General features: G+C 29.6%; 29 protein-coding genes and 1 pseudogene. 11 read left to right on the forward strand and 19 right to left on the reverse strand.

Features of this window, described 5'->3' with window-relative positions:
• Positions 1–6 precede the first annotated feature (6 nt).
• From CSPB_RS06300 to CSPB_RS06340, 10 genes are all read right to left on the reverse strand, one after another.
• Entirely contained in the window at positions 7–831 is an 825-nt protein-coding gene (locus CSPB_RS06300) for a 50S ribosomal protein L11 methyltransferase (protein ID WP_089193582.1), read from the reverse strand.
• Positions 831–1,196 (reverse strand): chemotaxis response regulator CheY, encoded by a 366-nt coding sequence (locus tag CSPB_RS06305; protein ID WP_033916130.1) that lies wholly within the window; start codon positions 1,194–1,196, stop codon positions 831–833. The genes CSPB_RS06300 and CSPB_RS06305 overlap by 1 nt, the downstream gene beginning before the upstream one ends.
• 80 nt (positions 1,197–1,276) lie before the next feature.
• Entirely contained in the window at positions 1,277–1,987 is a 711-nt protein-coding gene (hisA, locus tag CSPB_RS06310) for a 1-(5-phosphoribosyl)-5-[(5-phosphoribosylamino)methylideneamino]imidazole-4-carboxamide isomerase (protein ID WP_089193583.1), read from the reverse strand.
• On the reverse strand, positions 1,988–2,599 hold the full coding sequence (gene hisH, locus CSPB_RS06315; RefSeq protein ID WP_089193584.1) for an imidazole glycerol phosphate synthase subunit HisH: 612 nt from the start codon (positions 2,597–2,599) through the stop codon (positions 1,988–1,990).
• Complete coding sequence (gene pglF, locus CSPB_RS06320; RefSeq protein WP_033916127.1) at positions 2,599–4,398, reverse strand: UDP-N-acetylglucosamine 4,6-dehydratase (configuration-retaining); 1,800 nt, start codon at positions 4,396–4,398, stop codon at positions 2,599–2,601. Before pglF ends, hisH begins: the two co-directional genes overlap by 1 nt.
• A complete protein-coding gene (gene pglE / locus CSPB_RS06325) occupies positions 4,398–5,495 on the reverse strand; it encodes a UDP-N-acetylbacillosamine transaminase (protein ID WP_089193585.1) in 1,098 nt (365 codons plus the stop codon). Before pglE ends, pglF begins: the two co-directional genes overlap by 1 nt.
• 119 nt (positions 5,496–5,614) lie before the next feature.
• Positions 5,615–6,040, reverse strand: coding sequence for a desulfoferrodoxin family protein (locus tag CSPB_RS06330; RefSeq protein WP_089193586.1), 426 nt, complete (start codon positions 6,038–6,040; stop codon positions 5,615–5,617).
• An 87-nt stretch (positions 6,041–6,127) separates the two neighbouring features.
• A complete protein-coding gene (locus CSPB_RS08605) occupies positions 6,128–6,304 on the reverse strand; it encodes a hypothetical protein (protein ID WP_161492194.1) in 177 nt (58 codons plus the stop codon).
• Positions 6,305–6,312: 8 nt separating this feature from the next.
• The gene (flgG, locus tag CSPB_RS06335) at positions 6,313–7,101 is read right to left on the reverse strand and encodes a flagellar basal-body rod protein FlgG (protein ID WP_033916125.1); all 789 of its coding nucleotides are present in this window, start codon (positions 7,099–7,101) and stop codon (positions 6,313–6,315) included.
• A 16-nt stretch (positions 7,102–7,117) separates the two neighbouring features.
• Complete coding sequence (locus tag CSPB_RS06340) at positions 7,118–7,924, reverse strand: flagellar hook-basal body protein (protein ID WP_089188481.1); 807 nt, start codon at positions 7,922–7,924, stop codon at positions 7,118–7,120.
• 156 nt (positions 7,925–8,080) lie between these two features.
• On the opposite strand from CSPB_RS06340, the gene rpmH reads away from it, so the two are divergent.
• From rpmH to purH, 11 genes are all read left to right on the forward strand, one after another.
• Positions 8,081–8,215 (forward strand): 50S ribosomal protein L34, encoded by a 135-nt coding sequence (rpmH, locus tag CSPB_RS06345; RefSeq protein WP_033916123.1) that lies wholly within the window; start codon positions 8,081–8,083, stop codon positions 8,213–8,215.
• Positions 8,212–8,541, forward strand: a complete 330-nt coding sequence (rnpA, locus tag CSPB_RS06350) for a ribonuclease P protein component (RefSeq protein WP_089193587.1) — start codon at positions 8,212–8,214, stop codon at positions 8,539–8,541. The genes rpmH and rnpA overlap by 4 nt, the downstream gene beginning before the upstream one ends.
• Positions 8,538–8,879, forward strand: coding sequence for a membrane protein insertion efficiency factor YidD (yidD, locus tag CSPB_RS06355; protein ID WP_033916121.1), 342 nt, complete (start codon positions 8,538–8,540; stop codon positions 8,877–8,879). Before rnpA ends, yidD begins: the two co-directional genes overlap by 4 nt.
• Positions 8,880–8,909: 30 nt before the next feature.
• Positions 8,910–10,454, forward strand: a complete 1,545-nt coding sequence (gene yidC / locus CSPB_RS06360; RefSeq protein WP_227484134.1) for a membrane protein insertase YidC — start codon at positions 8,910–8,912, stop codon at positions 10,452–10,454.
• The gene (locus CSPB_RS06365; protein WP_089193589.1) at positions 10,441–11,373 is read left to right on the forward strand and encodes a Jag N-terminal domain-containing protein; all 933 of its coding nucleotides are present in this window, start codon (positions 10,441–10,443) and stop codon (positions 11,371–11,373) included. Before yidC ends, CSPB_RS06365 begins: the two co-directional genes overlap by 14 nt.
• Positions 11,366–12,691 (forward strand): tRNA uridine-5-carboxymethylaminomethyl(34) synthesis GTPase MnmE, encoded by a 1,326-nt coding sequence (gene mnmE, locus CSPB_RS06370; protein ID WP_089193590.1) that lies wholly within the window; start codon positions 11,366–11,368, stop codon positions 12,689–12,691. Before CSPB_RS06365 ends, mnmE begins: the two co-directional genes overlap by 8 nt.
• A 66-nt stretch (positions 12,692–12,757) precedes the next feature.
• Entirely contained in the window at positions 12,758–14,953 is a 2,196-nt protein-coding gene (gene purL / locus CSPB_RS06375; RefSeq protein ID WP_089193591.1) for a phosphoribosylformylglycinamidine synthase subunit PurL, read from the forward strand.
• 2 nt (positions 14,954–14,955) lie between these two features.
• The gene (locus tag CSPB_RS06380; RefSeq protein WP_089193592.1) at positions 14,956–15,687 is read left to right on the forward strand and encodes a J domain-containing protein; all 732 of its coding nucleotides are present in this window, start codon (positions 14,956–14,958) and stop codon (positions 15,685–15,687) included.
• A 5-nt stretch (positions 15,688–15,692) separates the two neighbouring features.
• Entirely contained in the window at positions 15,693–16,790 is a 1,098-nt protein-coding gene (locus CSPB_RS06385) for a DNA adenine methylase (protein WP_418219547.1), read from the forward strand.
• A 95-nt stretch (positions 16,791–16,885) separates the two neighbouring features.
• Positions 16,886–17,608 (forward strand): type II restriction enzyme NmeDI-related protein, encoded by a 723-nt coding sequence (locus tag CSPB_RS06390; protein ID WP_227484121.1) that lies wholly within the window; start codon positions 16,886–16,888, stop codon positions 17,606–17,608.
• Positions 17,609–17,819: 211 nt separating this feature from the next.
• Complete coding sequence (gene purH, locus CSPB_RS06395) at positions 17,820–19,358, forward strand: bifunctional phosphoribosylaminoimidazolecarboxamide formyltransferase/IMP cyclohydrolase (RefSeq protein WP_089193594.1); 1,539 nt, start codon at positions 17,820–17,822, stop codon at positions 19,356–19,358.
• A gap of 43 nt (positions 19,359–19,401) precedes the next feature.
• Here purH and CSPB_RS09140 read toward each other — a convergent pair whose 3' ends face one another.
• The 9 genes and pseudogenes from CSPB_RS09140 to CSPB_RS06435 form a co-directional block, all read right to left on the reverse strand.
• On the reverse strand, positions 19,402–19,815 hold the full coding sequence (locus tag CSPB_RS09140) for a CZB domain-containing protein (RefSeq protein ID WP_404813367.1): 414 nt from the start codon (positions 19,813–19,815) through the stop codon (positions 19,402–19,404).
• Positions 19,816–19,869: 54 nt separating this feature from the next.
• Positions 19,870–20,478 (reverse strand): annotated as a pseudogene (locus CSPB_RS09145) (methyl-accepting chemotaxis protein); the annotation flags it as partial.
• A gap of 75 nt (positions 20,479–20,553) precedes the next feature.
• On the reverse strand, positions 20,554–21,138 hold the full coding sequence (locus tag CSPB_RS06405; protein ID WP_089193596.1) for an NUDIX domain-containing protein: 585 nt from the start codon (positions 21,136–21,138) through the stop codon (positions 20,554–20,556).
• A complete protein-coding gene (gene mgtE / locus CSPB_RS06410; protein WP_089193597.1) occupies positions 21,123–22,490 on the reverse strand; it encodes a magnesium transporter in 1,368 nt (455 codons plus the stop codon). Before mgtE ends, CSPB_RS06405 begins: the two co-directional genes overlap by 16 nt.
• A gap of 9 nt (positions 22,491–22,499) precedes the next feature.
• Complete coding sequence (locus CSPB_RS06415; RefSeq protein ID WP_193625232.1) at positions 22,500–23,666, reverse strand: peptidoglycan DD-metalloendopeptidase family protein; 1,167 nt, start codon at positions 23,664–23,666, stop codon at positions 22,500–22,502.
• A gap of 60 nt (positions 23,667–23,726) precedes the next feature.
• Complete coding sequence (locus tag CSPB_RS06420) at positions 23,727–25,568, reverse strand: primosomal protein N' (RefSeq protein ID WP_089193599.1); 1,842 nt, start codon at positions 25,566–25,568, stop codon at positions 23,727–23,729.
• An 18-nt stretch (positions 25,569–25,586) separates the two neighbouring features.
• A complete protein-coding gene (locus CSPB_RS08955) occupies positions 25,587–25,997 on the reverse strand; it encodes a type II secretion system protein (RefSeq protein WP_089193600.1) in 411 nt (136 codons plus the stop codon).
• On the reverse strand, positions 25,994–26,236 hold the full coding sequence (locus tag CSPB_RS06430; RefSeq protein ID WP_089193601.1) for a hypothetical protein: 243 nt from the start codon (positions 26,234–26,236) through the stop codon (positions 25,994–25,996). The genes CSPB_RS08955 and CSPB_RS06430 overlap by 4 nt, the downstream gene beginning before the upstream one ends.
• Positions 26,233–26,466, reverse strand: a complete 234-nt coding sequence (locus CSPB_RS06435; protein ID WP_033916109.1) for a coiled-coil domain-containing protein — start codon at positions 26,464–26,466, stop codon at positions 26,233–26,235. Before CSPB_RS06435 ends, CSPB_RS06430 begins: the two co-directional genes overlap by 4 nt.
• Between the last annotated feature and the right edge of the window lie 44 nt (positions 26,467–26,510).

Below are 26,510 nucleotides of genomic sequence, written 5' to 3' on the forward strand. Positions count from 1 at the left end.
TTAGAATTATTTTTTAAATATAAAACTAGACCATTCATTTAGTTTTTCATGTTCTAGCAATGTTAAATCACTAAAGCTATCTTTTATTCTATCATCATATTTATTTAAGATACCAGATAACAAAAGATATCCGTTTTTATTGATCGCTTTTTTTAAATCACTCTTTAATACAAAAATCACATCAGCTATGATATTTGCAACAACAAAATCATATTTTTTTTCTAAATTTGATATAGAACCACACCAAAGATTATTAAGACTAACGCCATTTTTTTTAGCATTAGACAAAGTACTTTGTATAGCTTGCTCGTCTGTATCGCAACCATCTACACTAAGTCCCAATTTAGACATAACAATACTTAAAATACCACTTCCACATCCAACATCAAGTGCTGTTTTAGTATCTTTTGTGTATTTTTGTATTAGTTGAATGCAAGTTGCAGTGCTTTCATGATGTCCAGAACCAAAAGCAAGCGCTGGATCTATAATAATATCCAAAAGACTATTTTTAGGCTTTTTCCAACTAGGTCTTATATAAAAATCGCCTATTTGTATAGGCTGAACACTATCTTGATATTTTTTTATCCAATCAATATTTTCTTTTTTTTCTAATTTAGATTCTATTACTATTTTTTTATCATATATCTCTTCAAGACGCTTTGCATATTCTTTAATACCCCAAAGCACATCATCTAAATTTTCTTCGGATCTTATTATTAAATAATCATCTTTTTGCTCTATACAAGTTATACCTAAAGAAAAAATAAAATCTGAAAAAAGCTCAAAATACAGACTAGATTTTATACTTAATTCAAAAAAATGATCTTTCATTACCCAAGAACATCTTCTAGCTTCTCTTTTAAAACCTGAGGTGTGAAAGGTTTTACAATATAGTTATTTACTCCTGCTTTTAAAGCTGTAATAACTTCTGCTTTTCCACCTTCTGTTGTAACCATAATTATAGGCATATCAATATATTTTTGTTCAGCCCTAACTTTTTTAACAAGCTCAAGTCCGTTCATTTCTGGCATATTCCAATCTGTTATAAGCACATTAATATCAGGTGTTTTACTTAAAATATCCCAAGCCTCGACACCATGTTCTGCCTCTAAAACATCTTTATGTCCGAGTCTGCCAAGGGTGTTTTTTATAATTCTTCGCATTGTCGAGCTATCGTCTACAACTAAGAGTTTCACAACTTTATCCTTTCAAATGTTTGTGGTAATTGTAACAAATTTTTATTTAACAAAACTTTATTAAATACTATCATAATTAATTAAATATTGATTTTAAACGCTTCTTTTAAATTTAAAGTTTTTTCATAATACGCTTTGCCAACTATGACACCATAAATCTTGCCACTATTTTTAAGCGATATAATATCATTTATGTCCTTAACACCGCCACTTGCAATAGTTTTTATTCCGCTTATATCGGCAATTTCTTCACTAAATTTAATATTTACGCCACTAAGCATTCCATCTTTGCTAATGTCAGTACATATTATGGCATCTACGCCATCTTTAGAGTATTCTCTTGCTAGATCAGTTGCTTTTTTATCACTTAGCTTAGCCCAGCCTTCAACTGCAACTTTTCCATCTTTGGCATCAATTCCAACTGCAATTTTGTATTTTTTTGTCATTTTAGCTACAAATTCTTTATCTTTTATAGCAACTGAACCCAAAATAAACCTATCTACACCTATATTTTTATATCTTATAATTGAATTTTCGTTTCTAATACCACCACCAACTTCTACTTTTAAATTTGTGCTAGATATAATTTTTTCTATAGTTCTAAAGTTTATAGATTCTCCAACAAAAGCGCCATCTAAATCAACTATATGAAGCCACTTTGCACCCATATCTTCAAATTCTTTTGCTAGCTCCCAAGGTTCATTAGAATATACTTTGGCACTATTTATATCACCTTTACTAAGTCTAACGCAAAGTCCATTTTTTAAATCAATTGCTGGCAGTATCTCCATTTACATCTCCATAAAATTTCTAAATATTAATATACCATTTTTATGGCTCTTTTCTGGATGAGGTTGAAAAGCTATAATATTATCTTTACAAATTGCACTTACAAACTCATATCCATATTCACTTGTAGCCAAAACACAATCTTCTTTTGGCACAACATGATAACTATGAACAAAATAAAAATATATGCTTGAGTTTAAATTTTTAGTTATCGCATTACTTTTTTTAAAATTTACACAATTCCAACCAACATGCGGAATTTTCAATTTTTTATCAAATTTATTCTCATCAAATCTAATAACTTCACCTTTTATAACACCAAGTCCTAAATTTTCTCCAAACTCATCGCTTTTCTCAAATAAAAGCTGCATACCAAGACAAATCCCTAAAAACGGTTTTCCACTTTTTATAAATTCTTTTATACTTTCATCAAGATTATTTGCTCTTAATTTTTGCATTGCATCGCCAAAAGCACCGACACCAGGAAGTATAATCCTATCAAATTTACACACTAAATTTGGATCATTTATAATCTCACATTTTTGTCCTAAAAAATCCAAAGCATTTCTAACACTTTGTAAATTTCCCGCACCATAATCAATAATTCCTATCATTAATCAACACCATCTTTTTTATTTGATGTTCTATTAAACTCTGGCACAATCTGCTTTAAAATACGAATAATATCATCTTCACTTTTTTGTTCTAAAAGTTGTGAAATTTGGGTATTTAAAAGTTCTAATTCATATTTTTCAGAGTGTGTTACAAAAATAGATTCATAACAAGTTTTTTTGTCATTTTTATCAACTAGCAACTCTTCATATAGTTTTTCACCTGGCCTTAAACCTACAAATTCTATACCTAAGTTTTGCTTATTTGATAGTTGCAACATTTTTTTAGCAAGATCTACTATTTTAACAGGTTCGCCCATATCAAGAACAAAAAGCTCTCCGCCTTTTGCAATAGCCCCAGCTTGAAGCACAAGCTGACACGCTTCACTAACAAGCATAAAATATCTAACTATATCAGGATGAGTTACAGTAAGTGGCTTATTTTTAGCAATTAAAGTTTTAAATTTAGGGATAACAGAACCGCTACTTCCAAGAACATTTCCAAATCTCACAGCAACAATCTCAGTTTTTCCACTCTCATTTGAATTAAGCGAGTAAAGCTCACAAATTCTTTTTGTTGTTCCCATTATGTTTGTAGGACGAACAGCTTTATCAGTTGAAATTAAAACAACTTTTGAAACTTCATATTTTTTAGAAAGATCTATAACATTTTTAGTGCCAATAATATTATTGATTATTGCAGAATGAGGATTAAACTCACAAAGAGGCACATGTTTATAAGCAGCAGCATGAACAACTAAATCTGGCTTGTATTCTTTAAAAATTTCTTCTAATTTATCCTTAAAAACTATATTTAACATTTTTAAGACATTTCTATTATCATTTGTAATTTGATCTATTTTATAAAGGTTGTATTCGCTATGATCAACCATTATAAGCCTGTTAGCACCAAATTTTAAACACTGCTTGCAAATCTCGCTTCCTATTGTTCCACCAGCCCCTGTTACCATAACAACTTTATCTTTTATAAACTCTTCAATTTTATTTAAATCAAGATCTTTTGGTTTTCTAGCAAGTAAATCTTCTATGGAAATATCTTTGATATTGTCTTGTCCGTTTTCAAGCAAAGAAAATATCTTAACTTCAGTTATTCCGTAATCAACTAACTCATCATAAAGTTCTTTGAGTTCTTCTGGTCTTAGAGCTAAAGCTATGATAGCTGTTTTTAGATTATATTCTTTTACCATATCTTTGATTTTATCTTTTGAATTTACTAAATGGTTTTCATAGTAAGTTCCTACAAGATCAGTCCTAGCATCTACTATACCAACCACATAATAATTTATATACTGTTGCCTAATTCCTTTTAATATATGCATTGTTTTGCTTGTAGCACCAACAACAACACAAGGTTCATTATTGCTGTTTTTTTGTCTTTCTAAAAACATTCTTTTAGAAATTCTTACTCCACTTAAAATTAAATAAGACACCGTTGCATCTATTATAATAACGCTTCTTGGAAATGGATTAAAGATGTCTGAAAAGAAAAAGAATATAATAGCAAAAACAGCTCCAGCAAGAATATGCGAATAAAATATTTTCCTAGCTTCATATAGCCCAAAAAATCTCCAAGGCACCATGTAAATTTTATATAGAGCTAAAAATATCACTTTGAGTACAATCAAACAAATTCCGCTAAGAATCATACCTTTGAAAAAATCGCTTGGTATATCACCACTAAAACGAAGTAAAAAAGCCACATATATAGATATAGCAAAAACTAATATATCAGCAAATAAAAAAAATGTAACTCTTTTAAATTTACTAGGTTTTAAAAACATTATATAGACCTTTTGATTATTTCACACACTCTATTTACACTCTCATCACTCATATCACTACCGCTTGGAAGACAAATTCCTCTACTAAAATAATCTTCGCTAGTTCCGTCAATTACACAACTCTTGCCTTGAAATACTGGTTGCATATGCATTGGTTTCCAAAGCGGTCTACTTTCTATATTCTCTTTTGCAAGAGTATCAATAACTTTTAAATGATCGTTTTTATTTTTAAATAACAATGTTGTAAGCCACCTATTTCCTCTGCTTCCCTCAACTTCTGGCATAAATTCTACATCTAGCGAACTCAAAAGTTTTGAATATAAATCAAAAATCTCTCTTTTTCTTTCAACTCTGCTTTCTAAAACTTCCATTTGTCCAACGCCAATAGCACCAAGAACGTTACTTAATCTATAATTATATCCATAATCTAAATGTTCATAATGAACAAGAGGCTCTCTTGCTTGAGTACTATAATATCTTGCTTTGCTTAACAGCTTTTCATCGCTTGATATAAGCATACCGCCACCACCAGTTGTTATTATTTTATTTCCATTAAAGCTCAATGCACCAAATTTACCAATAGTTCCAAGTGCTTTATCTTTATAAAATCCACCAAGTGCTTCTGCTGCATCTTCTATAAGAATAATATCGTTTTCATTACAAATTTGAACTATTTCATCCATCTTAGCAGCTTGTCCATAAAGATGAGTTACAATGAGAGCTTTTGGTTTTTTTTGTGCATTTTTTATAGCCTTTTTAAGAAGTTCTGGACTTAAATTCCAACTCTTATCTGAATCAATAAAAACAGGCTCACATCTTTCATACATTATCGGATTAACAGAAGCCATAAAAGTAAAGCTTGATGCTAAAACAACATCGCCATCTTTTATACCCAAAACCCTTAATGCTAAATGAAGTGCTGCGGTTCCCGCATTTAAAGCTAAGGCTTGTTTTGCTTTTGTGTAGTTTTTTACACTATCTTCAAATTTATTCACATACTCTCCAAGCGGAGCTATATAGTTGCTTTCAAAAACTTTTTTGACATATTCAAATTCATTTCCACCCATATTTGGTGGGCTTAAAAATACTCTAGCCATAATTTATCCTTTTTTTTAAAATGAAATTATATCAAAAAAATGATTTAATGTTATTTTTAAATATCTATATTTTAATCGCAGTAAATTTTGTAGTTATATCGGAGCATTTAGCTCCAATTTTATAAGATTTTAGTAGCAGTATAATTTCCATGAAGATTACAGAAAGCTGTTGATTTAAGCTCTTTAACTCCATCAAGTTTAACTCTAGTGCTATAATATCCTCTTGAAATAACAGGCTCAAGCTCTGTATAACCCACAAGTTTATCGTCTGCATATAAATCTATTTTATATATCCAGTGATCTGCATCGCTTGGATGTATGATATCTTTTTGCCCTACTGTTATCTCAATAAGTGTATAGCCTTTTTTATCTTTATCTTTTATAGAAATTTGTGGAAGATGTTTGTATTCAAATTCATTTGGATTTTTAGGATCTTGTAATTTCATATCTTCTTTATTTACAATAAGTGCTTTATCATAGGCACCAGCAATACTAACTGCAACACCGCTAAGAGCGATAACTTTTAAAGCGTCTCTTCTTTTCACTATTTTCTCCTTTGATTTAAATATAAAATTTATTGTATCATAAATTTTTAATATACTAAAATTTATCTAAATCAAAGTGAGTATAAATTACTTATCTTTGTTTATGTGTTCGTTAAAATATTTTATAGAATCATAATCCTCGCTAACGTTTTTTTCATAAAAAGTAGATCTATTTTGATCTATAACGCTATAATTTGGATAAAAAACAGCATCAACTATAAAAATTATAACTATCAAAAAAAGTATAATTACAACAAAAATCATCTTATACTTTACCTCTTTAATCCATTTACAATTTGGAGCATCTCATCGCTTGTTGTAATTGCTTTTGAATTTGCCTCATATGCCCTTTGCCCTGTTATAAGATCTGTCATTTCTTCAACGAGCTGAACATTGCTCATTTCAACAAAACCTTGTTTAATTTGCCCAATACCTTCTGTTCCTGCAACACCAACTATAGGGGCACCGCTCGCAGCTGTTTCAAGAAAATTATTATCTCCCATGGAGTGAAGTCCACTTGGATTTACAAATGTTGCAAGTTCTATTTGTCCAATTTGAGTCATCTCTTGATTGCCTGGCTGCAAAACAGAAACGGTTCCATCAACACCAACTGATATTTGCATAGCATCAGCTGGTATAACTAAATTTGGATTTAACATATAACCATCGGAGTTTACTATATTTCCATCTCCATCAAGCTTAAAAGCACCATTTCTTGTATAAGCTGTAGTTCCATCTGGTAACTGGAGTTGAAAAAATCCATTTCCAGCTATTACCATATCTAGATTATTTCCTGTTTCTTTAAAATAACCTTGCCCATGAAGTTTTGTAATAGCCGTAGGTCTTACGCCAAGACCAACTTCTATTCCAGTTGGACTCATTGTTGTTGTGCTTGTAGGAGTGCCTGCATATGTCATAGTTTGATACATAAGATCAGCAAATTCAGCTCTGTTTTTCTTATAACCTATAGTATTGACATTTGCAATATTATGTGAAGTTGTATCTATTTGTGTTTGTTGTGCTATCATACCAGTTGCTGCGGTATAAAGTGATCTCATCATAATTTATCCTTTTATATTAAGCTTTAGTTGATGCTAATTTTTGTATAGCATCTTGATTTAAATCATTCATATGTGAAGTCATAACTTTTTGATATGCATCAACAAGCCTATTTGTCTGTATAAGACCAACCATCTCAGTAACTGGATTTATATTTGACATTTGAGCATATCCTTGCAAAACTGCACCGCTATTATCTACATCACTCAAATCTTCTAATTTATCTAAAATATAAAGATTATCGCCCTCTTTTGTTAAATCTCTAATCTCTCTTGGTTGAGCTACAAAAAGCCTTGATATCAAGTTTTGACCAGAATAAACATTACCATTTTTATCTATGGTAACTTCTGTATTCTGTGGTATTTTTATTTCATTTGTATTTGCTGTAAAATATGTACTTGGAAGAACATTATATCCTTCTTTTGTAACTAAATTTCCATTATTATCTATGTTAAAAGCACCATTTTTAGTAAGCCTTACGCCATTATCAGTTTCTACTAAAAAAAACAGATCTTTTCTACCCATGGAAACATCTAATGGGTTAGAACTGTGCTTTAATGGTCCTTGAGAAAAATCAACATATTGCTCACTAACCTGAGGAACTCTATCAATAGTTCTATTTAGAAATTTAGCCGCTTGCTTTGTGTGATTATCAAGAGGTAAAATATCTCTAGTTTCTTTGAATATTCTCTCAAAATCACCTATTACAACATCATCTCTTTTAAATCCTATAGTATTTGTATTAGCAAGATTATTTGATATCACATCAAGTCTGTTAAACTGAGTGACCATGGCTCCTGTTACTTGATAATAACCATTTTGCATACTCAATCCTAAAAATATTATTTAAACTATAACAAAGCAATTAGTGTTCCAAATTTAAAATATCACATTTTATAACTCATAAAATAAATAAAAGCTTTTTTAAGTATATTTTAGATAGAATAACAGCTTAATTTAATTTTAAAAAGGGACAATATTATGAAAAGAACATATCAACCACATAAACTTCCTAGGGTTAGAACTCACGGATTTAGAGCTAGAATGAAAACAAAAAATGGTCGTAAAGTTATAAATGCTAGAAGAGCAAAAGGAAGAAAAAGACTATCTGTTTGAAAAAATTTAGCTCACTAAGCAAAACATCTGAGTTTTCTCATGTTTATAAAAATGCTAAAAAATGGCATTGTGAGTGTATGGTTGTGCTATACTTAGGCACTGAGTTTAATAAATTTGCAGTTGTTGCAAACAAAAAAGTTGGTTGTGCAGTTATAAGAAATAGAACAAAAAGAGTTATAAGGGCTGCTTTTGCCGATATATCAGATACCTTAAAAAATGGTATATATGTGATAATAGCAAAACCTGGTCTAAATGAAATTCCATTTTTACAAATCAAAAAAAATTTAAAATGGTCGTTTAAAAAACTTGAGGCATTAACAAAATGAATCATATTTTCATCTATTTTATTAAATTTTATCAAAAATGGATTTCTCCTATTTTCCCAAAAACTTGTAGATATTATCCAACATGTTCTGAGTATGCATATTTGGAATTTAAATATAATTTTTTTTTGATTGCTCTTATAAATACTATTTTAAGAATTTTAAGATGCAATCAGCTTTTTAAAGGTGGATTTGACCATCCGATTATAAAAAAAGAGATAAAAAATGTTTCTATTATTATGAGAAACAATAAAAATAATTTTAAATTTTGGCTAGTTCCTTATAATAAAAAAAATAAATTTTATATAATAAAGAACTTCAAAAATACAAAGGAAAAATAAGTGTTAGATGATTTATCCCCACAAAAAAGAATGTTTATTGCGATTTGTTTATCGGTTTTATTTTTTGGAGTATATTGGTATTTTTTTCCACCAAAACAACCTACAGCACAAGAGTTAAATAGTACAAATACTACTATTTTACAAGAAAAACAAGCTCCTGTTTTAAATGTTGAAAATAGTCCAAACCCAACACCAAAGCAAGAACTTGAAACTTTAACAACTATAGATGGAAAGTATTTTCAAGCCCATATTGACGCACTTGGAAGAATATCTAAATTTTCTTTAAATGAAAAAAAATACATAGCAGAAGATGGTAGTAAACTTGAACTTATAACAAAAGAGCCATATCCTTTAGAAGTAAGATTTAGTGACGAAAATTTAAATAATCTAGCATTTAGCAATCATTACACTGCAGATAAAAAACATATAGATTTAAAAGATGGAAAACAAAGTATAATCTTAACACAAAATCTTGGAACTCTTACATTAACTAAAAAAATAACTTTTAGCCCAAATGGAAACTACACAGTAGATATAACTTTAAGCAATCCAGCGAATTTCTTTATAACACCAGGATTTAGACCAAATGTTGCAGTTGATAGCTATACAGTCCATGGATTAATGATAAAACAAAATGACGGTAGCTTAGTTGGCATTCAAGATGGCGATGCAAAAGGAGATGAGAGATTTCAAAATGCCTTCATAGCAGCAGCATCAGATAGATACTATACAACGCTATTTTATGATTTTAACAAAGGTTTAAATTTAGCCATAAATACAGATGTATCAAAAAATGGTACTATCTTTATTTCAGCTGATAATAGCATTTCTTTAAATGGTTTCATAGGACCTAAAGCACATGATTTATTAAAAAATATTGACAAAGAGCTTTTAGATGTTATCGAATATGGATGGTTTACATTTTTAGCAAAACCTCTTTTTTCATTTTTAAATTTCTTACATGGATTTTTGGGTAATTGGGGTTGGGCTATAGTAGCAATGACACTTATTATAAGGATTATCTTATTTCCTTTGACATTTAAGGGCATGGTTTCTATGAATAAACTAAAAGATATCGCCCCTAAGATAAAAGAAATTCAAGCTAAATACAAAGGCGATCCTCAAAAAATGCAAACTCATATGATGGAATTATATAGAAAAAATGGTGCAAATCCAATGGGTGGTTGTCTGCCAATATTGCTTCAAATTCCAATATTTTTTGCAATTTATAGGGTATTGTTAAACGCAATTGAGCTAAAAGGAGCTGAGTGGATACTATGGATAAATGATCTTGCCATAAAAGATCCATACTATATATTACCAATACTTATGGGTGCAACTATGTTTTTGCAACAAAAATTTACACCTACAAATTTTACAGATCCTATGCAAGAAAAAATTATGAAATTTTTACCACTAATTTTTACATTTTTCTTTATAACTTTCCCTGCTGGATTAACACTATATTGGTTTATAAATAATGTTTGTTCAATTATACAGCAACTTACTGTAAATGCTATATTTAAAAAACAAAAACAAAAGGAAATTGCGGAGGCAAAACATGAAAAAATTTGAAGCTCCAACTTTACAAGAAGCTATTAGCAAAGCTTCTTTGGAACTTAATTGTTCTATACTAGATTTAGAGTATAACATTTTGCAAAATTCAAATAGCGGTTTTTTAGGTTTTTTTAAAAAACCAGCTATCATAGAAGCTATAAACAAAAACGAAAAACAAAACAATAAAGAGACCCAAAAATCTACACAAAAACATACAAAAGAATTTAATAACGATAAAAAAAGAAATCATAAGAAAAAATCCATCAAACCCAACAATGATGCTACAAATTTAAATACAGAAAATTCAAACAATGAAGTTAAAAATAGTGATAAAAAAACAAAAAATCATACCGAAAGCAAAACTTCTATAGATAAAGATAAAGTAAATTCCTTAGTTGATAATTTTTATAACATTTCTAAAAATGTAGATGAAGAAAACAGATCAAATTTAAAACAAGATAAAAAAAACATACCATTAGAAACTATTAATGAAATAAAAAAAGGTCTTGAATTGCTATTTTCAAATAACTGCTTTAACATAAATAAAATAGAAGTTAGTGAGTATAGCAAAGATTGTGTGCTTATAAATTTAGACGGGGAAGATGCTGCACTTTTAATAGGAAAAGAAGGATATAGATATAAAGCATTATCATATTTACTTTTCAACTGGATAAACAATAAATTTAACCTTTCTATAAGACTTGAAATAGCTGAGTTTTTAAAAACACAAGAAGAGAGAATTTCTATTTATACTCAAAGCGTAATTCAAAGAGTTGAAAAAAATGGCTATGCTCAAACTAAAATTTTAGATGGAGTTCTTATAAAAATTGCACTAGAACAACTCAGAGAGAAATTTCCAGAAAAATATGTTGGCATAAAAACATCTAATAATGGTAAATTTATAGTTGTAAATGATTTTATAAAAAAACATGAATGATACAATTACTGCAATCGCAACCGCTTATGGAGTTGGTGCGGTTTGCATAGTCAGGCTTAGTGGACCAAATTCTCTAAGTCTAGCTACAAAACTTACAAAAAACAAAAATCTAAAACCAAGATACGCAACACTATGCGATATTTTTTTATCTAATGGAGAATTTATAGATGAAGGTATAGTTATATACTTTAAAGCTCCATATAGCTTTACAGGAGAAGATGTAATTGAGTTTCAAATGCATGGTGGAATTGTTATAGCTGACACAATAGTAAATGAACTTATATATCTTGGAGCAAGACTTGCTAGTCCTGGTGAGTTTAGCAAAAGAGCATTTTTAAATGATAAAATGGATTTAAGTAAGGCTGAAAATATCCAAAGTATGATAAATGCAAAAAGCCAAAATGCTATTAAAATACTAGCAAGAACTATGCATGGTGAACTTCAAGAATTTGTAAATTCTCTAAGAAATGAACTTACTAAGACTTTGGCATATGTTGAAACTTGTATTGATTATGCAGAAGATGATTTACCACCAGAAATTCTTACTCAAACTATGGATTTATTAGATAAAAATATAGAAAAATTAACTCAAATTTTAAACATTAGCGAACAAAGACAAGGCTTGATAGATGGCTTTAAAATAGCCATTATAGGTAAGCCAAATGTAGGAAAAAGCTCTATTTTAAACTCTATGCTTAAATTTAATCGTGCTATCACAAGCGATATAGCAGGAACCACGCGTGATACTATACAAGAAAGTATAAAAATAGGCACACATTTAGTAAAAATAATAGACACAGCAGGTATTAGAAATAGCAATGATAATATAGAAAATATAGGGATATCGCACTCTATAAACGCAGCAAATGAAGCGGATATCATCATAGCCGTTTTTGATAGTAGCAAAAAAAGCGATAAAGAAGATATAGAAATTTTGGAAATTTGCAAAAAATCTGGTAAAGAAATTTTAAATGTATTAAATAAAAATGATTTAGAGTTCAAATTTGATTTAGAGCTAAAAAATCCTATAAAAATATCAGCAAAAGCAAACACTGATGACATTTTAAAAAATTTAGAAATATATTTAAATACTAAAAATTACGATGGACTTATGCTTAGTTCAAACCGCCAAATAATATCTAGCAAAAATGCACTAAATTCTTTAAAAAATGCAAAAGAGCTTTTAAATGAATTTGAACTTGAACTTTTTGCATTTGAGATAAATGAAGCGATTATAGGCATTTCTTCTATAACAAAACCATTTGAGAGAAGTGAGATATTAGATGAAATGTTTAGTAATTTTTGCTTAGGTAAATAAATTAAGTTTCTAAATTTATAAGCAACTTTTAGTTATAATTTTTTAAAAAAATTCAAAAGGAATTCCATGGATCAAAATACCATTAAAGCACACAAAATTAGTGATGATGAGTATAAAAAAATTTTAGAAATATTAGGTCGTGAGCCAAATTTACTTGAACTTGGCATATTTTCAGCAATGTGGAGCGAGCATTGCTCTTATAAATCTAGTAAAAAATATCTAAATGGTTTTCCAACTAAAGCTCCTTGGGTTATTCAAGGACCGGGTGAAAATGCAGGTGTTATAGACATAGGCAATGGTATGGCTGCAATTTTTAAAATGGAAAGTCATAATCATCCTAGTTTTATTGATCCATTTCAAGGTGCTGCAACAGGAGTTGGTGGTATTTTAAGAGATATTTTTACAATGGGTGCAAGAGTTGAAGCAAATATGAACTCTTTACGCTTTGGAAATATCTCATCCCAAGATAATACTAGCAAACACCAAAGATATTTAGTTAAAGGTGTAGTAAGCGGGATAGCTCATTATGGGAATTGCATGGGAATTCCTACTATTGGCGGTGAAGTTAGTTTTGATGAGAGTTTTAATGGAAATATACTTGTAAATGCGTTTGCTCTTGGAATTTGCAAAAGTGATGAAATTTTTTATGGAAAAGCAGAAGGTATCGGAAATCCCGTAATTTATGTTGGCTCAAAAACTGGTCGAGATGGTCTTGGTGGGGCAGTTATGGCTAGCGATAGCTTTAACGAAACAAACAAATCTCTTCGTCCAACAGTTCAAGTTGGAGATCCTTTTGCGGAAAAACTTTTGATGGAAGCTTGCTTAGAACTTTTCAAAACTGATTATATCATAGGAATCCAAGATATGGGTGCAGCTGGTCTTACAAGTTCTAGCTTTGAAATGGCAGGAAGAAGCGGAAGCGGCATGAAACTATACCTTGATAAAGTTCCAATGCGTGAAACTGGCATGACACCTTATGAATTAATGCTTAGCGAATCGCAAGAAAGAATGCTAATTTGTGCTAAAAAAGGTTATGAAGATAAAATAAAAGCTATATTTGCCAAATGGGACTTAGATGCTGAGGTTATAGGAGAGGTTACAAACAGCGGAAATATGGAACTTTTTTGGAAAGGAGAGTTAGCAGGAATTATACCTATAAATCCATTAAGTGAAGCTGCTCCGATTCTTGATCGTCCAACAAAAAAACCGCAGTATCTACAAAATATCAAAAAAATAGATTTTTCAAATTTAAAAAATATAGACAATAATACAGCTTTTGATATGCTTTTAAAAGATCCACATATCTTAAACAAATCTTTTATTTATGATCAATACGATGCAAATGTCGGCACAAACTGCATAAAAAAACCAGGATTTTTAGGAGCAGCGGCACTTAGAGTTAAAGAAAATGGAGCTAGTATATCTATGGCAATGGAGTGCAACACAAGATATAACTATATCAATCCAAAAATAGGAGCAGCCGTAGCAGTTGCAACAGCTGGTAGAAAAGTAGCGATGAGTGGTGCAATGCCTCTTGCGATAACAGATTGTCTAAATTATGGAAATCCGTTAAATGAAGAAGTTATGTGGCAGTTTGCACAAGGTTGTGATGGTATAAAAGAAGCTTGCAAAGAGCTAAATACACCCGTTGTAAGCGGAAATGTTAGTTTGTATAACGAAACAGATGGCATTAGCATACAACCAACTCCAGCCATAGTAACAGTTGGGGTAAATAAAAATGCAAACAAACTACTTCCATCTGTTTTTCAAAACATAGAAAAAAGTGTGTATTTACTAGGCGAAACAAAAGGTAATTTCGCTGGTTCTCTATATATGAAAACACTTTATAATGAAGTAAATGGCGAACTTTGCGAACTAGATTATAATCAAGAAAAAGCTTTATGGAATCTTGTTATAAAAGCAAATGAACTTGAACTTCTTGAGTGTGCAAACTCTGTTGGTATAGGCGGAATTGCGATGAGTTTAGCCAAAATGAGTTGTGTTTCAAATATAGGAATTGATGCTAAAATAGAATTTAATGACGATAAATTTATCTTTGATGAAAGTTTTTCAAGAGCGATAGTTTGTGCAAAAAATGATGATAAATTTATCAATTTAGCAAAAAAATTTGACATAAAAATAACAAAAATAGGAACAACTTGTAAGGATAAATTTATACTAAATGATATAAATAAAAATTTAAAAGATATGCAAGAAATTTATTTTAACGAGTTTGCAAAAATAGTAACAAAAGAGGATTAAGAGTGAATTTACTTCTTTTTATAGGTGCTGTATTTTTTGTATTTTGGTTGATTTCTGGTGGAACAAAAAACTTTACTTACCAGCAAAATAAAAGAAAATTTGGTTACGAAGAAGCTGTTTATATTGTATCACTTTTAGCTAAAATAACAAAAAGCGATGGCAAAGTGAGTGTGAAAGAAGCAAATTTAGTAAGCCAGATTCTCACAGATATCACAAATGCACTAAATGGTTCAAATACAACAAGAGAGAATTTAAAAAGAGTTTTCAATACTCAAAAAATGGATCTTAACAATACATTCAAACTAGCATTAGAATATAAAATCAAATTTAATCTTAGCGAAGTTGAATGTATGCAAAAGATATATTCACTACTAAATATAGTTTATGTTGATGGCGAAATAACTGATGATGAGATAGAAATAATTACAAAAATAGCAGATGGTTTTAGCATAAATCATGACATATTAAAACAGATAATTAGCAGTTTTGATAGAAGTTTTACAAACGCAAAACCAAAAGAAGACTCCAAAAAATCTCCTTATGAAATTTTAGGAGTGGATAAAAACGCTGATTTTAACGATATCAAAAAAGCATATAGAGAACTTGTTAAAAAATACCACCCAGATATATTAATGGGTAAAGGTGAAAATGATGAAACCGTACAAAATGGCACAAAAAAACTACAAGAGATAAACGAAGCTTATGAAAGCTTAAAAAAGATACATAGGCAATGAAAAAAATTATAGAAAACAATAGCTTTTTAACAGATCAAATCATAACATATCTTGGAAATAAAAGATCGCTTTTAAATTTTATAGAAAGTGGCATAAATATAGCAAAAAACGAGCTTAACAAAAAAAAACTAAGTTGCGTTGATATATTTAGCGGAAGTGGGATAGTTGCTAGGTTTTTAAAAGCACACTCTAATTTTTTGGTTGCAAATGATTTAGAACTTTACTCAAAAATCATAAATGAGTGTTATTTAACAAATGTAAATTTAGAATTACAAAAAGATATAGACATAAATTTTAAAATACTAAACAAAAATATAAAAGAAAATTTACAACCAGGATTTATAAGTGAGCTTTATGCACCAAAAAACGATGATTTTATAAAAAAAAGCGAAAGAGTTTTTTACACAAAATATAATGCAAATTTCATAGATACTGCAAGGAGAGAGATATCAAAAATTCCTAATGATATACAGAAATTTTTCTTAGCACCGCTTTTATATCTTGCAAGCAATCACACAAATACAAGCGGCGTTTTTAAGGGTTTTTATAAAGATAAAAATGGTATCGGTAAATTTGGAGGAAGTGGGCAAAATGCGCTTAAGCGAATTTGCCATAAAATGGAGCTTATAAAGCCAATTTTTTCAAATTTTAGTTGTGATTTTAATGTTTATCAAAAAGATGCAAATACTTTAGCAAAAGAGCTTGATAGTTTTGATATTTGCTACATAGATCCGCCTTACAATCAACATCCATATGGCTCAAATTATTTTATGCTAAATTTAATAGCGTCTTATCAAAGGCCACAAGAAATTTCTGAAATTTCGGGAATACCAAAAAACTGGAATAGAAGTGATTACAACAAAAAAGCAGTAGCAAAAGAGGTATTTTGTGATCTTATAGAACATCTAAAAGCAAAATTTATTTTAGTTTCTTATAATAATGAAGGAATTATCTCAAAAGATGAATTCATAGGTACTCTTAAAAAATTTGGCAAAGTAAAAATTTTAGAGCAAGAATACAATACTTTTCGCGGTAGCAGAAATTTAAACAGCAGAGATATTTATGTAAAAGAAAATCTATATATTTTAAGGAAAAATATATGAGAACGATTAATGAACAAAAATTTGAAAAATGTATTCAAATTTTAATAAATACTTTTGATTTTTCTATATTTCGCTAATAACTTAAGGAGATAAATTTGAGCAAAAAAATAACACAAAAAGAGTGTGTTTTAGAAGCTTTAAAAAAACTAAATGGAGTTGCAACTCTTTTTCAACTTTATCATCTAACTGATACTAGTTTTTGGAAAACAAAAACACCTTTTGCAAGTATTAGGAGAATTATTCAAACAAACAGCGAGTTTTTTAAAATTCAGCCTGGACTTTGGGGGCTTAGTTCAAAAAAAAGAGAAATTTTAAAAAACTATGATATAAAAGATGAAAAAATAATAACAGAAAATGAATTTACGCATTCTTATTATCAAGGAATAGTTGCTAAAATAGGCAATATTAGAAAATTTAAAACATACATTCCATCACAAGATAAAAACAAATATTTTCTTAATGATAAACTTTGCGATATAGCAAATTTAACTAAAATTTACGAGTTTACATATCCGAAAATTTTAAAATTTGCAAAAACAATAGATGTGATTTGGTTCAATGAAAGAGATATGCCACACTCTTTTTATGAAATAGAACATAGTACCAACTTTAAAAATTCAATCAATAAATTTTACGAGTTACAAGATTTTAGAGCAAATTTTTTTATAGTTGCCAAAAAAGAGCGTCGTTGTCAATTTAATGATGTTTTAGGTGCATCTATTTATAAAAATATAAAAAACAATATTAAATTTGCTGATTATGAAACCATTATCAAACAATTTGAGCAAGAAAGTATAAAATTTGAAAGTGGGATTTAAAAATTTTATAATTATAATCACAGACGGGTATACACATTATAATAATGATAAAGAATTTAATAACTGCAAATATTATATTTATAAGAGATAAAAATTTAGATGAAGCAATCATTAAATTTATATTTATATAGAAAAGATTTGAAAACTATGAAAATAAAAATATTTAAGATGATTAAAAAATAAAAGATTTAAATTTAATAAAGGAGTAAAAATGAGAGCATTGCTTAGCGTTAGCGACAAAGATGGCATAGTTGAGTTTGCAAAAGAACTGCAAAACCTAGGTTATGAAATTTTAAGCACTGGTGGCACATATAAGCTTTTAAAAGAAAATGGTATAAAAGCCTTAGAAGTTAGTGATTTTACAAAAAGTCCAGAAATGTTTGAGGGTAGAGTTAAGACTCTTCATCCAAAAATTCATGGTGGAATTTTATACAAAAGAGATAATCAAGACCATGTAAAACAAGCACAAGAATTTGGGGTTCTTGGCATAGATTTAGTATGTGTAAATTTATATCCATTTAAAGCAACCATAGCTAGGACTGATGATTTTGAAGAAATTATAGAAAACATAGATATCGGCGGTCCAACTATGGTTAGAAGTGCTGCTAAAAATTTCAAAGATGTTTTGATAGTTACAGATATACTTGATTATGATGAGATTTTAAAAAGATTAAAAACAGATAGTATAGATTATGATTTTAGAAGGGATCTAATGATAAAAGCTTATGAACACACAGCAGCTTATGATTCCATGATAGCAAATTATATGAATAAAAGATTTAACTCAGATTTTGGAGCTAAAAAATTCATCGTAGGAAGTAAAGTATTTGATACAAGATATGGAGAAAATCCTCATCAAAAAGGAGCCTTATATGAGTTTGAAAACCATTTTAGTCAAAATTTTAAAGCCCTAAAAGGTGAAGCTAGCTTTAACAATCTTACCGATATTCACGGGGCTTTAATGCTTGCAACTAGCTTTGGAGATGCACCTGCCGTTGCTATATGCAAACATGCAAATCCTTGCGGTTTTGCCATAAAAGAAAATTTACTTCAAAGTTACATAGAGGCGCTAAAATGCGATCCTATCTCAGCTTATGGTGGAGTAATAGCGATAAATGGCACACTAAATAAAGAGTTAGCCCAAAAACTTCACGAAAAAGGCACTTTTATGGAAGTTATAATAGCAGCAAATGTAACAGATGAAGCCTTAGAAATTTTTAGCGATAAAAAAAGAACTAAAATTTTTACTCAAGAAAATAAATTTTTAGAAAGAAACGATGAAAAGTTTGATTTTAAACATATAGATGGAGGATTTGTATATCAAGAACGCGATTTTGTAAAAGATGATGAAGTCCAAAATGCTAAATGTGTTACAAACAGAAAAGCTAGCAAAGATGAATTTGTTGATATGCAAATGGCATGGAAAATAGCTGCCCTTACGAAATCAAACTGTGTTGTTTATGTAAAAAATAGTGCAATGATAGCAATTGGAATGGGTATGACAAGTAGAGTAGATGCTGCTCGTGCAGCTGTTGCAAAAGCTAAAGATATGGGACTTGATTTGCAAGGATGTGCTTTAGCAAGCGAAGCGTTTTTTCCATTTAGAGATAGCATTGATATAGCAGCAAAAGTTGGCGTAAAAACAGTTATCCAGCCAGGCGGATCAATCCGTGACGATGAAGTTATACAAGCAGCAAATGAAGCTAACATAGCTATGTATTTTACAAAAATCAGACATTTTTTACACTAAAAACTTGGCCTAATAAAATAGGCTAAGTTTTTTAGCTATGAAATTATTGATTATTGCTTTGCTCTATCATCTGATTAAAATATCCAAATAGCTCTTTTGTTTGCTCTTCTGCCTTGTGTAAATTTGAAACAATTTTATCAAAGTTTTCTTTCTTAGAATACAATTCTAATGATTCATTTATCAAATCATGGACCTCTTTATGAGGATTGTCTATTTTTGCAAATGAAGGTAGTTTGCCATAAAAATCTTTTCCAATGCCGCTATACCATTTTCCAAGACTACAGTTTTTATGATCACCCATTAACCCAGTATCATTTGTCAAAATTTTTCCATAACCATTTATTTTAAAAAATGCGTGATCTAATTTTACTAAAATTAAAAAACTCTTTATCGCATTATCCATAAGTGATCTAGAATTTGAAACATAAAACATAAATTTTGACTTAAAATCCTCCATTTTTGAACTATATTCATTTGTAATATCTGCAACTTTTTTACTATCGTTAAAAATTTCATCTGACTTTTGATTTAAAAGTTTGATATTAATCTCAACTTCGTTTGTAGCACTCTGTGTTTTTTCTGCTAATTTTCTAACTTCATCAGCAACCACAGCAAATCCTCTTCCTGCTTCTCCAGCTCTAGCTGCTTCAATAGCAGCATTTAGTGCAAGTAAATTTGTTTGATCTGAAATATCTTTTATTAAATTTACTACATTTGAAATATCATTAACAACCTTATGTAAGCTTTCTGCACTAGATAAAGTTTCATTTGAAGTATAAGAGACATTTTGAAAAGTTTCAGTTATGGTGTTGCTAAAATTTTCTAATGCTACACCATTAATACCCGTTTCTTCAGCTTTTTTTCTAACATTAAGAATATATTCGACATTTTTAGCCAAATCACTTTGTATAACAGATATATTGTCTTTTGTCATCACAAGCAATGCTTGCAATACTTCTTCTTTAAAAATAGACAATTTATCATCTATCGTAGTTTTTTCAAGCTCTTCTTTAAGCTTAACAATTTCTTCTTTTAGCTGTAAATTTTCAGTTTGAAGCTTTTTGTATTCCAAATTTTCTTGTGGAATTTGTTGTGAATTATCTTTTTTTCTAATAAACATATAACCCCCTCTTTTTTATGCGAGGAATTATATCAAAAAAAAAAAAAATAAATAAATAAATAAAAATAAATAAACCTATATATTTTTTTCAAAAAACCACATAAAAGCGAATATTAAACTAGCTGCTTTTGCTTTACTTTCATCATAAGCAAAACTCATAGCTTCATTTCTTGAAATATAAACCAACTCTATGCTTTCATCATCAATGCCACCGCCATTTGATACTTTCATATCATCGTCAATAAAAGCAAAAAACAAACTTTGCCTATTTGATGAAACGCCAAAAGATGCATATGTTGTTATAATTTTTTGTAAATCTTTTACTCTAAATCCAGTTTCTTCTTCGACTTCTTGTATGGCTGTTTGTTTTTCATCTATATTTTTATCCATTATGCCAGAGCAAAGTTCATAAGAAAAACCGGCTTCATCGCTTTTTATGTTATTTTTCATCTGATAATGCCAAAGAGGAGGACGAAACTGCTTTACAAGTAAAAAAGCATCTTTACTTTTATGATAAAGCAATACAGAAACACTATCGTGTATTTCTATACAGTCCCAAACTCTATTAATCCCATTTTGGGTAAATTCAATACTAAAAGGCTTTATAAATTTACTACTTTTTAAATTAGTTATTTTGATATTTTTTACATCAGTATCCATGTTGCAAGTCCTAAAAAACTTAGAAATCCTATAATATCGGTAAAAGTTGTAAGTAACACTGATGAACCAACTGCTGGATCTATCTTGAATTTTTTAAGAGTCATTGGAATTATTGCCCCAAAAAATCCAGATAAAGATAAATTTATAATCATAGCACTACATATAACAACTCCAAGCATAGGCGTCTTAAACCATATAGCAGATACTATGCCAAGAAGAACGCCAAAAATAACACTATTCATTACAGCTATGCTAATTTCTCTTTTTAAAACATATTTTGCATCACTAAATTCTATCTCTCCAAGTGCAAGTTTTCTAACTGTAACAGTAAGTGCTTGAGTGCCAGTATTACCACCCATTCCACTAACTATTGGCATTAATATAGCAAGTGCGACAAAAGATTCTATCGTGGCACCAAAAAGACTTATAACAAAAGATGCCAAAAGTGCTGTTACTAAATTTAAAAAAAGCCAAGAAGCCCTTGATAAGCTAGCCTTATATATAGTATCATCCTCTTCTTCTGCTTCATCATCAAGACCAGCAAGATTATAAATTTGCTCAGTAGCACTCTCTTGTATAAAATCATGTATATCATCAGTTGTTATTCTACCAACTAAAGCACCACTACTATTTACAATGGGTAAAACACTAAGGTCAAACTCTTGAAAATCAGTAGCAACATCTTCTATATTATCGCTATCTAGTGCAAAGTGTGGTTTATACTCATCTTCTGGGGCGTTTTTAACTATATCCCCTATAGTATCTTTAAAATTACAAGTTATGAGGTCATAAAGTGGGATAGAGTATTTTAGCTTGTTTTCTTCATCAACTACAAAAAGCTGATAAATGTCTTCTAATTCACCCTCTTCTTTTAGTCTTTTGAGCCTTTGAATGGCACTTTCTAAACTCTCATCAGATCTTGCACTAAAAAGCTCAGTTTGCATATACGCACCGGCTTCATTTTCTTCATATATAGAAAGTTTTAGTATGTCAGCTTGATCTTCTTCATCTAACTCATCAAAAAGCTCTCTAGCTTTTTTATCATCTATATCTTTTATATATTTTAAAAGTTCTACTTGATCATCACTCTCAAGCTCTTCAATCGCTTCTACTATTTTGTCTTTTGGAAGTATTTCAATCACATCTTTTATCATGTGATCTGGCATCTCCATAGCAACTTCACCCAACACCTCTGGGTCAAGTTTTTCTAAATACTCTTCATATTGTTCATCATCATTTTTCTTTATGGTTTTAAGGTATTCTGCTATATCGGTGCTACTAAGTTCATCTTCTAACCCTTCTTCAAAATGTGAATCGAGCTGCTCTTTAGCAATCTGTAGTTCTTCACTCATCAATACTCCTTAAAGAGCCATAAAGTTACTAAAATCCTCTTCTTTTTGCGGATTTTTAGGATTTTGCAAATACTCATCTATAATTTTTTTGCTATCTTTAACCAAAGCAAGGAACTGCTCTTTTGTTTTTCCTTTAAATAAATCTCTTTGTATTTTAACGACTTTTTCAGGATCTATTGCTTGTTTACCAGCATAAAGTCCAAAATGAAGGTGTGGACCTGTTGACATTCCAGTATTTCCTATATAAGCAACAATCTCTCCTTGTCTGACATTTTTTCCTCTTTTTATATTTTTAGCAAAACCATTTAAATGTGCATAAAGAGTTTCATAGCCATAATCATGAGATATAATTAGCGTTTTACCATATCCACCTTTTGTTCCAACAAATTTAACTTTTCCATTACCAGCTGCCATTATCGGAGTTCCTTTTGGTGCAGCATAATCAACGCCAAGATGGGCTCTGTATCGTTTTAGTATCGGATGAAATCTTTTTTTAGTAAATCTAGATGATATTCTTGCATTTTTTACAGGTTTTATAAGAAATAAAGTTTCATTTGTCTTACCGCTCTCATTATAGTATTTTCCCTCAAATAAAAATAGTGTATATTTTTTACCGCCTGTTTCTATCATAGCTGAAGATATTTCAGGATAGCCAAAAATCCTACCAAGCCTTCTTTTTTGAGTATAAGCTATAACAAGACTATCACCTTTTCTTAATTTTGTAAAATCAACACTTTTTTTAAAAACATTTACAAAAGCATCTGCTAGAATTTTATTATTTGTTTCGTTTATAATATCTTGATATGGAGATGTTTGAATTTTTATGCTTAAAACATGACTTTCTTCATTATAAATTATAGGTATAAACTCTAATTCATATAAATTTTCTTTGTTTTTATAAATATGTATTTGAAGCTCTTCATTTATTGGTATCAAAACTTGCGAAATTATATTTTCATCATCTCTTAAAATTTGAAAACTTGTTCCTGATGTAATCTCGCTTAAAAGCTCTTGATCTTCTTTTGAAGAATTATAATAAAGCTTAAGAGGTAAAGAATTATTTTCCAAAAAATTGGTAAATGTTTCGCCATTTGGCCAAGTAAGTTCTTCTAAATTTGATTCATTTTCACAAAAAGCAAATGTTATAAGTATTAAAAAAATAAATAATATTCTCATTAGCAACCCTAAAAAAAATGTAAATCATTCTACAAAACTTCTACTTAAAAGCTATTAAACTTAACTAAAATTTATCGGATCAATGTCTATATCTACATTTTTATTTTGTAATAAACTTGAAATCTTTATAAATGGTTTATGTGATTTTGCTCTTAAAAGTATGTTGTATCTAAACTTTGACGCGATAAGTTCTATTGGGGATTTACCGTATCCTATTATCTCAAAATCATCTGTTTTTAAAAGAATTTTTTCTAAAATTTTCACACATTCTAAACATATAAAATTTGCTTCTTCATCTTTTTTAGATGATATATTTATACGCATAAGTTTGCTAAATGGCGGATATAAAGGATCTCTAAATGTAGTTTCTTCATTTATAAAAGAGTCATAATCACTTATAAATTTCTCAAAAAAATCTCTTTTTTTTGTTTGAAGTATAACTTTTCCATACTCTAATCTTCCAGCTCTACCTGCGACTTGCATTGCTAAAGCAAGGGTTTTTTCTCTAGCTCTAAAATCGCTATATTCTAAATACTCATCAAGCCCTAAAATAACAGCAAGCTCGACATTATGATAATCATGTCCTTTGCTTAACATCTGTGTGCCAACCAAAATATCAATTTTTTTATCATTAAAATCTTTTAGAATTTTTTCTAATTTTTTTTGAGTAGTTATCTCATCTCTATCAAATTTAGCAATTTTAGCCTCTGGAAAAATTTCACTGAGTTTGCTTAAAACTTCACTTGTGCCAATTTTTTTTGCCTCTAGCATATCGCCACCGCATTTATCACAAATTTTAGGCACTTTAGTGGCATAGCCGCAATAATGGCATTTAAGCATATTTTCTTTTTTATGATAACTCATAGAAACTGAACAATATGGGCATTTTATCGTGCTAAAACAACTTTTACAAGTTATAAATTTAAAATTTGCCCTAGTTGGCAAAAACACAACAATTTGTTTTTTACGCTCCAAACATTTTGCGATATTTTCTACGATAATTTCACTAATTGATGTCTCATTATCATCAAAAATATACTCTTTTTTGCTCTTAAAAAATGTGCCTTTCATACGAAAATACGGCTGCTTTTGTATAGTTGTTATACAAGGTGTTGCAGAGCCTAATATAACTTTAACTCCAAATTTAGATATGTAAATCGCTAAATCTCTAGCATTATAATGTGGATTTGATGACGATTTATAGCTATCATCGTGCTCTTCATCAACTATAACTAATCCAAGATTATTAAATGGCAAAAATAGAGCAGATCTAGCTCCAGCAATTAATTTGATTTCTCCGTTTTGAAGTTTTGATAAAATTTGGGCTTTTTTATTTTTATTAATTTTTGAGTGCCAAACCCCTACACTATCTCCAAAATAGCTCTGAAGTCTTTTTTGCATTTGCGGAGTAAGAGAAATTTCTGGCATCAAAAAAAGTGCCGTTTTACCAGAATTTAAAGCCTTTTCTATGTGGCTTATATACACTTCACTCTTGCCACTTCCAGTATCTCCAAAAAGCAGTGAAACATCGTGTTTATCAATAAATTCAAAAGCTTTTTTTTGAATTTCATTTAAATTTGGTGACTCTTGTATATATAAATTTGTGTTTTTAAATTCGCTATATGGCTCAAACAAATCATAACTTACACCAATAAAACTAGAATAATAATACGATATAAATTTAGCTAAGTTTATCTGAAGTGGCGTAAATTTAAGATGACTTTTTGAGCTTATTGGCAGAGTTTTAAAAGATGGTTTTTTAACCTCCTTTGCTATTACACCAATAGTGGTTTTATTTCGTAAATTTATATTTACTATATCGCCATCTAAAAACTCGTTTTTGCTTTCATATGTTAATGGATTTAAGGCTGAACCCAAAATAGCTACTTCATAATAAAACAAAACTCAGTCTTTAGAAATTTAATTTAAATAACCTTTGCATTTTTCATCAGAACAATCAAAAGTTCCGTTATTATTATCATAAACAAAATTTAAAGTTGTGCTGTTGTTAAATTTAAACTCATAATTTAAACCATCGCTTGTGCTCCAAGCACCTTTTATAGCATTTTGAGTAACAGCACAAAATGAGCTACCGCAATCCACGCCATCTGATTTTTGATCAAGTCTAGTAGGCCAACTCATATCGCCTCTCATCATTCTTGTGCTACGCTCCAAAGCTAAACCACTTTGGATAGCTGCTACATCTGATTTAAGTTTTGCTATTTGCGCATCATCTCTAGTTGCTGTAAGTCTTGGCACAGCAACGCCAGCTAAAATTCCTAAAATCACTATAACAAACACAAGCTCTATTAAAGAAAAACCTTTTTTCATTTATAATCCTCATCATGTTTTAACTCATCGCTTATATTTTTTATAAGCTCTTTTAACTCTTTATCTTGAAAATAATTTTCTTGACATTTTTGCACAAAAGCAGTTAGCAGATCTTTAACCGAAAATGTTTTTTTTCCATCAAGAAAAATTTGCATATCTCTTTCAAAAGCCACAGCAAATTCATCTTCTAATGTGATTGTATAATCACGAGAATTTACCGATATGACTATTTTTTTCATTTACCAAGAACTGCTTCTATCTTTTTGATAACATCATCTGATTCGATATTTTTATCTTTTAAATCAGACTCCAATCTTTCTATTTGATTTGATTTTGCTTCATTCTGTGCTTTTACACTTACAAGCTCATTTCTAAGCCTTTCGTTTTCTTTGCACATCTCATCATATTTATTTAATAGCTCATTAACTTTACTTGTTAAACCATTTAGTATATTGTCATTTTCAAGCATTCTTAACCTCACTTTGTGATATAATCTTATAATTGTAACATAAA

This window comes from Campylobacter sputorum, from assembly GCF_002220775.1.
GTDB classification, from domain to species: Bacteria; Campylobacterota; Campylobacteria; order Campylobacterales; family Campylobacteraceae; genus Campylobacter_F; species Campylobacter_F bovis.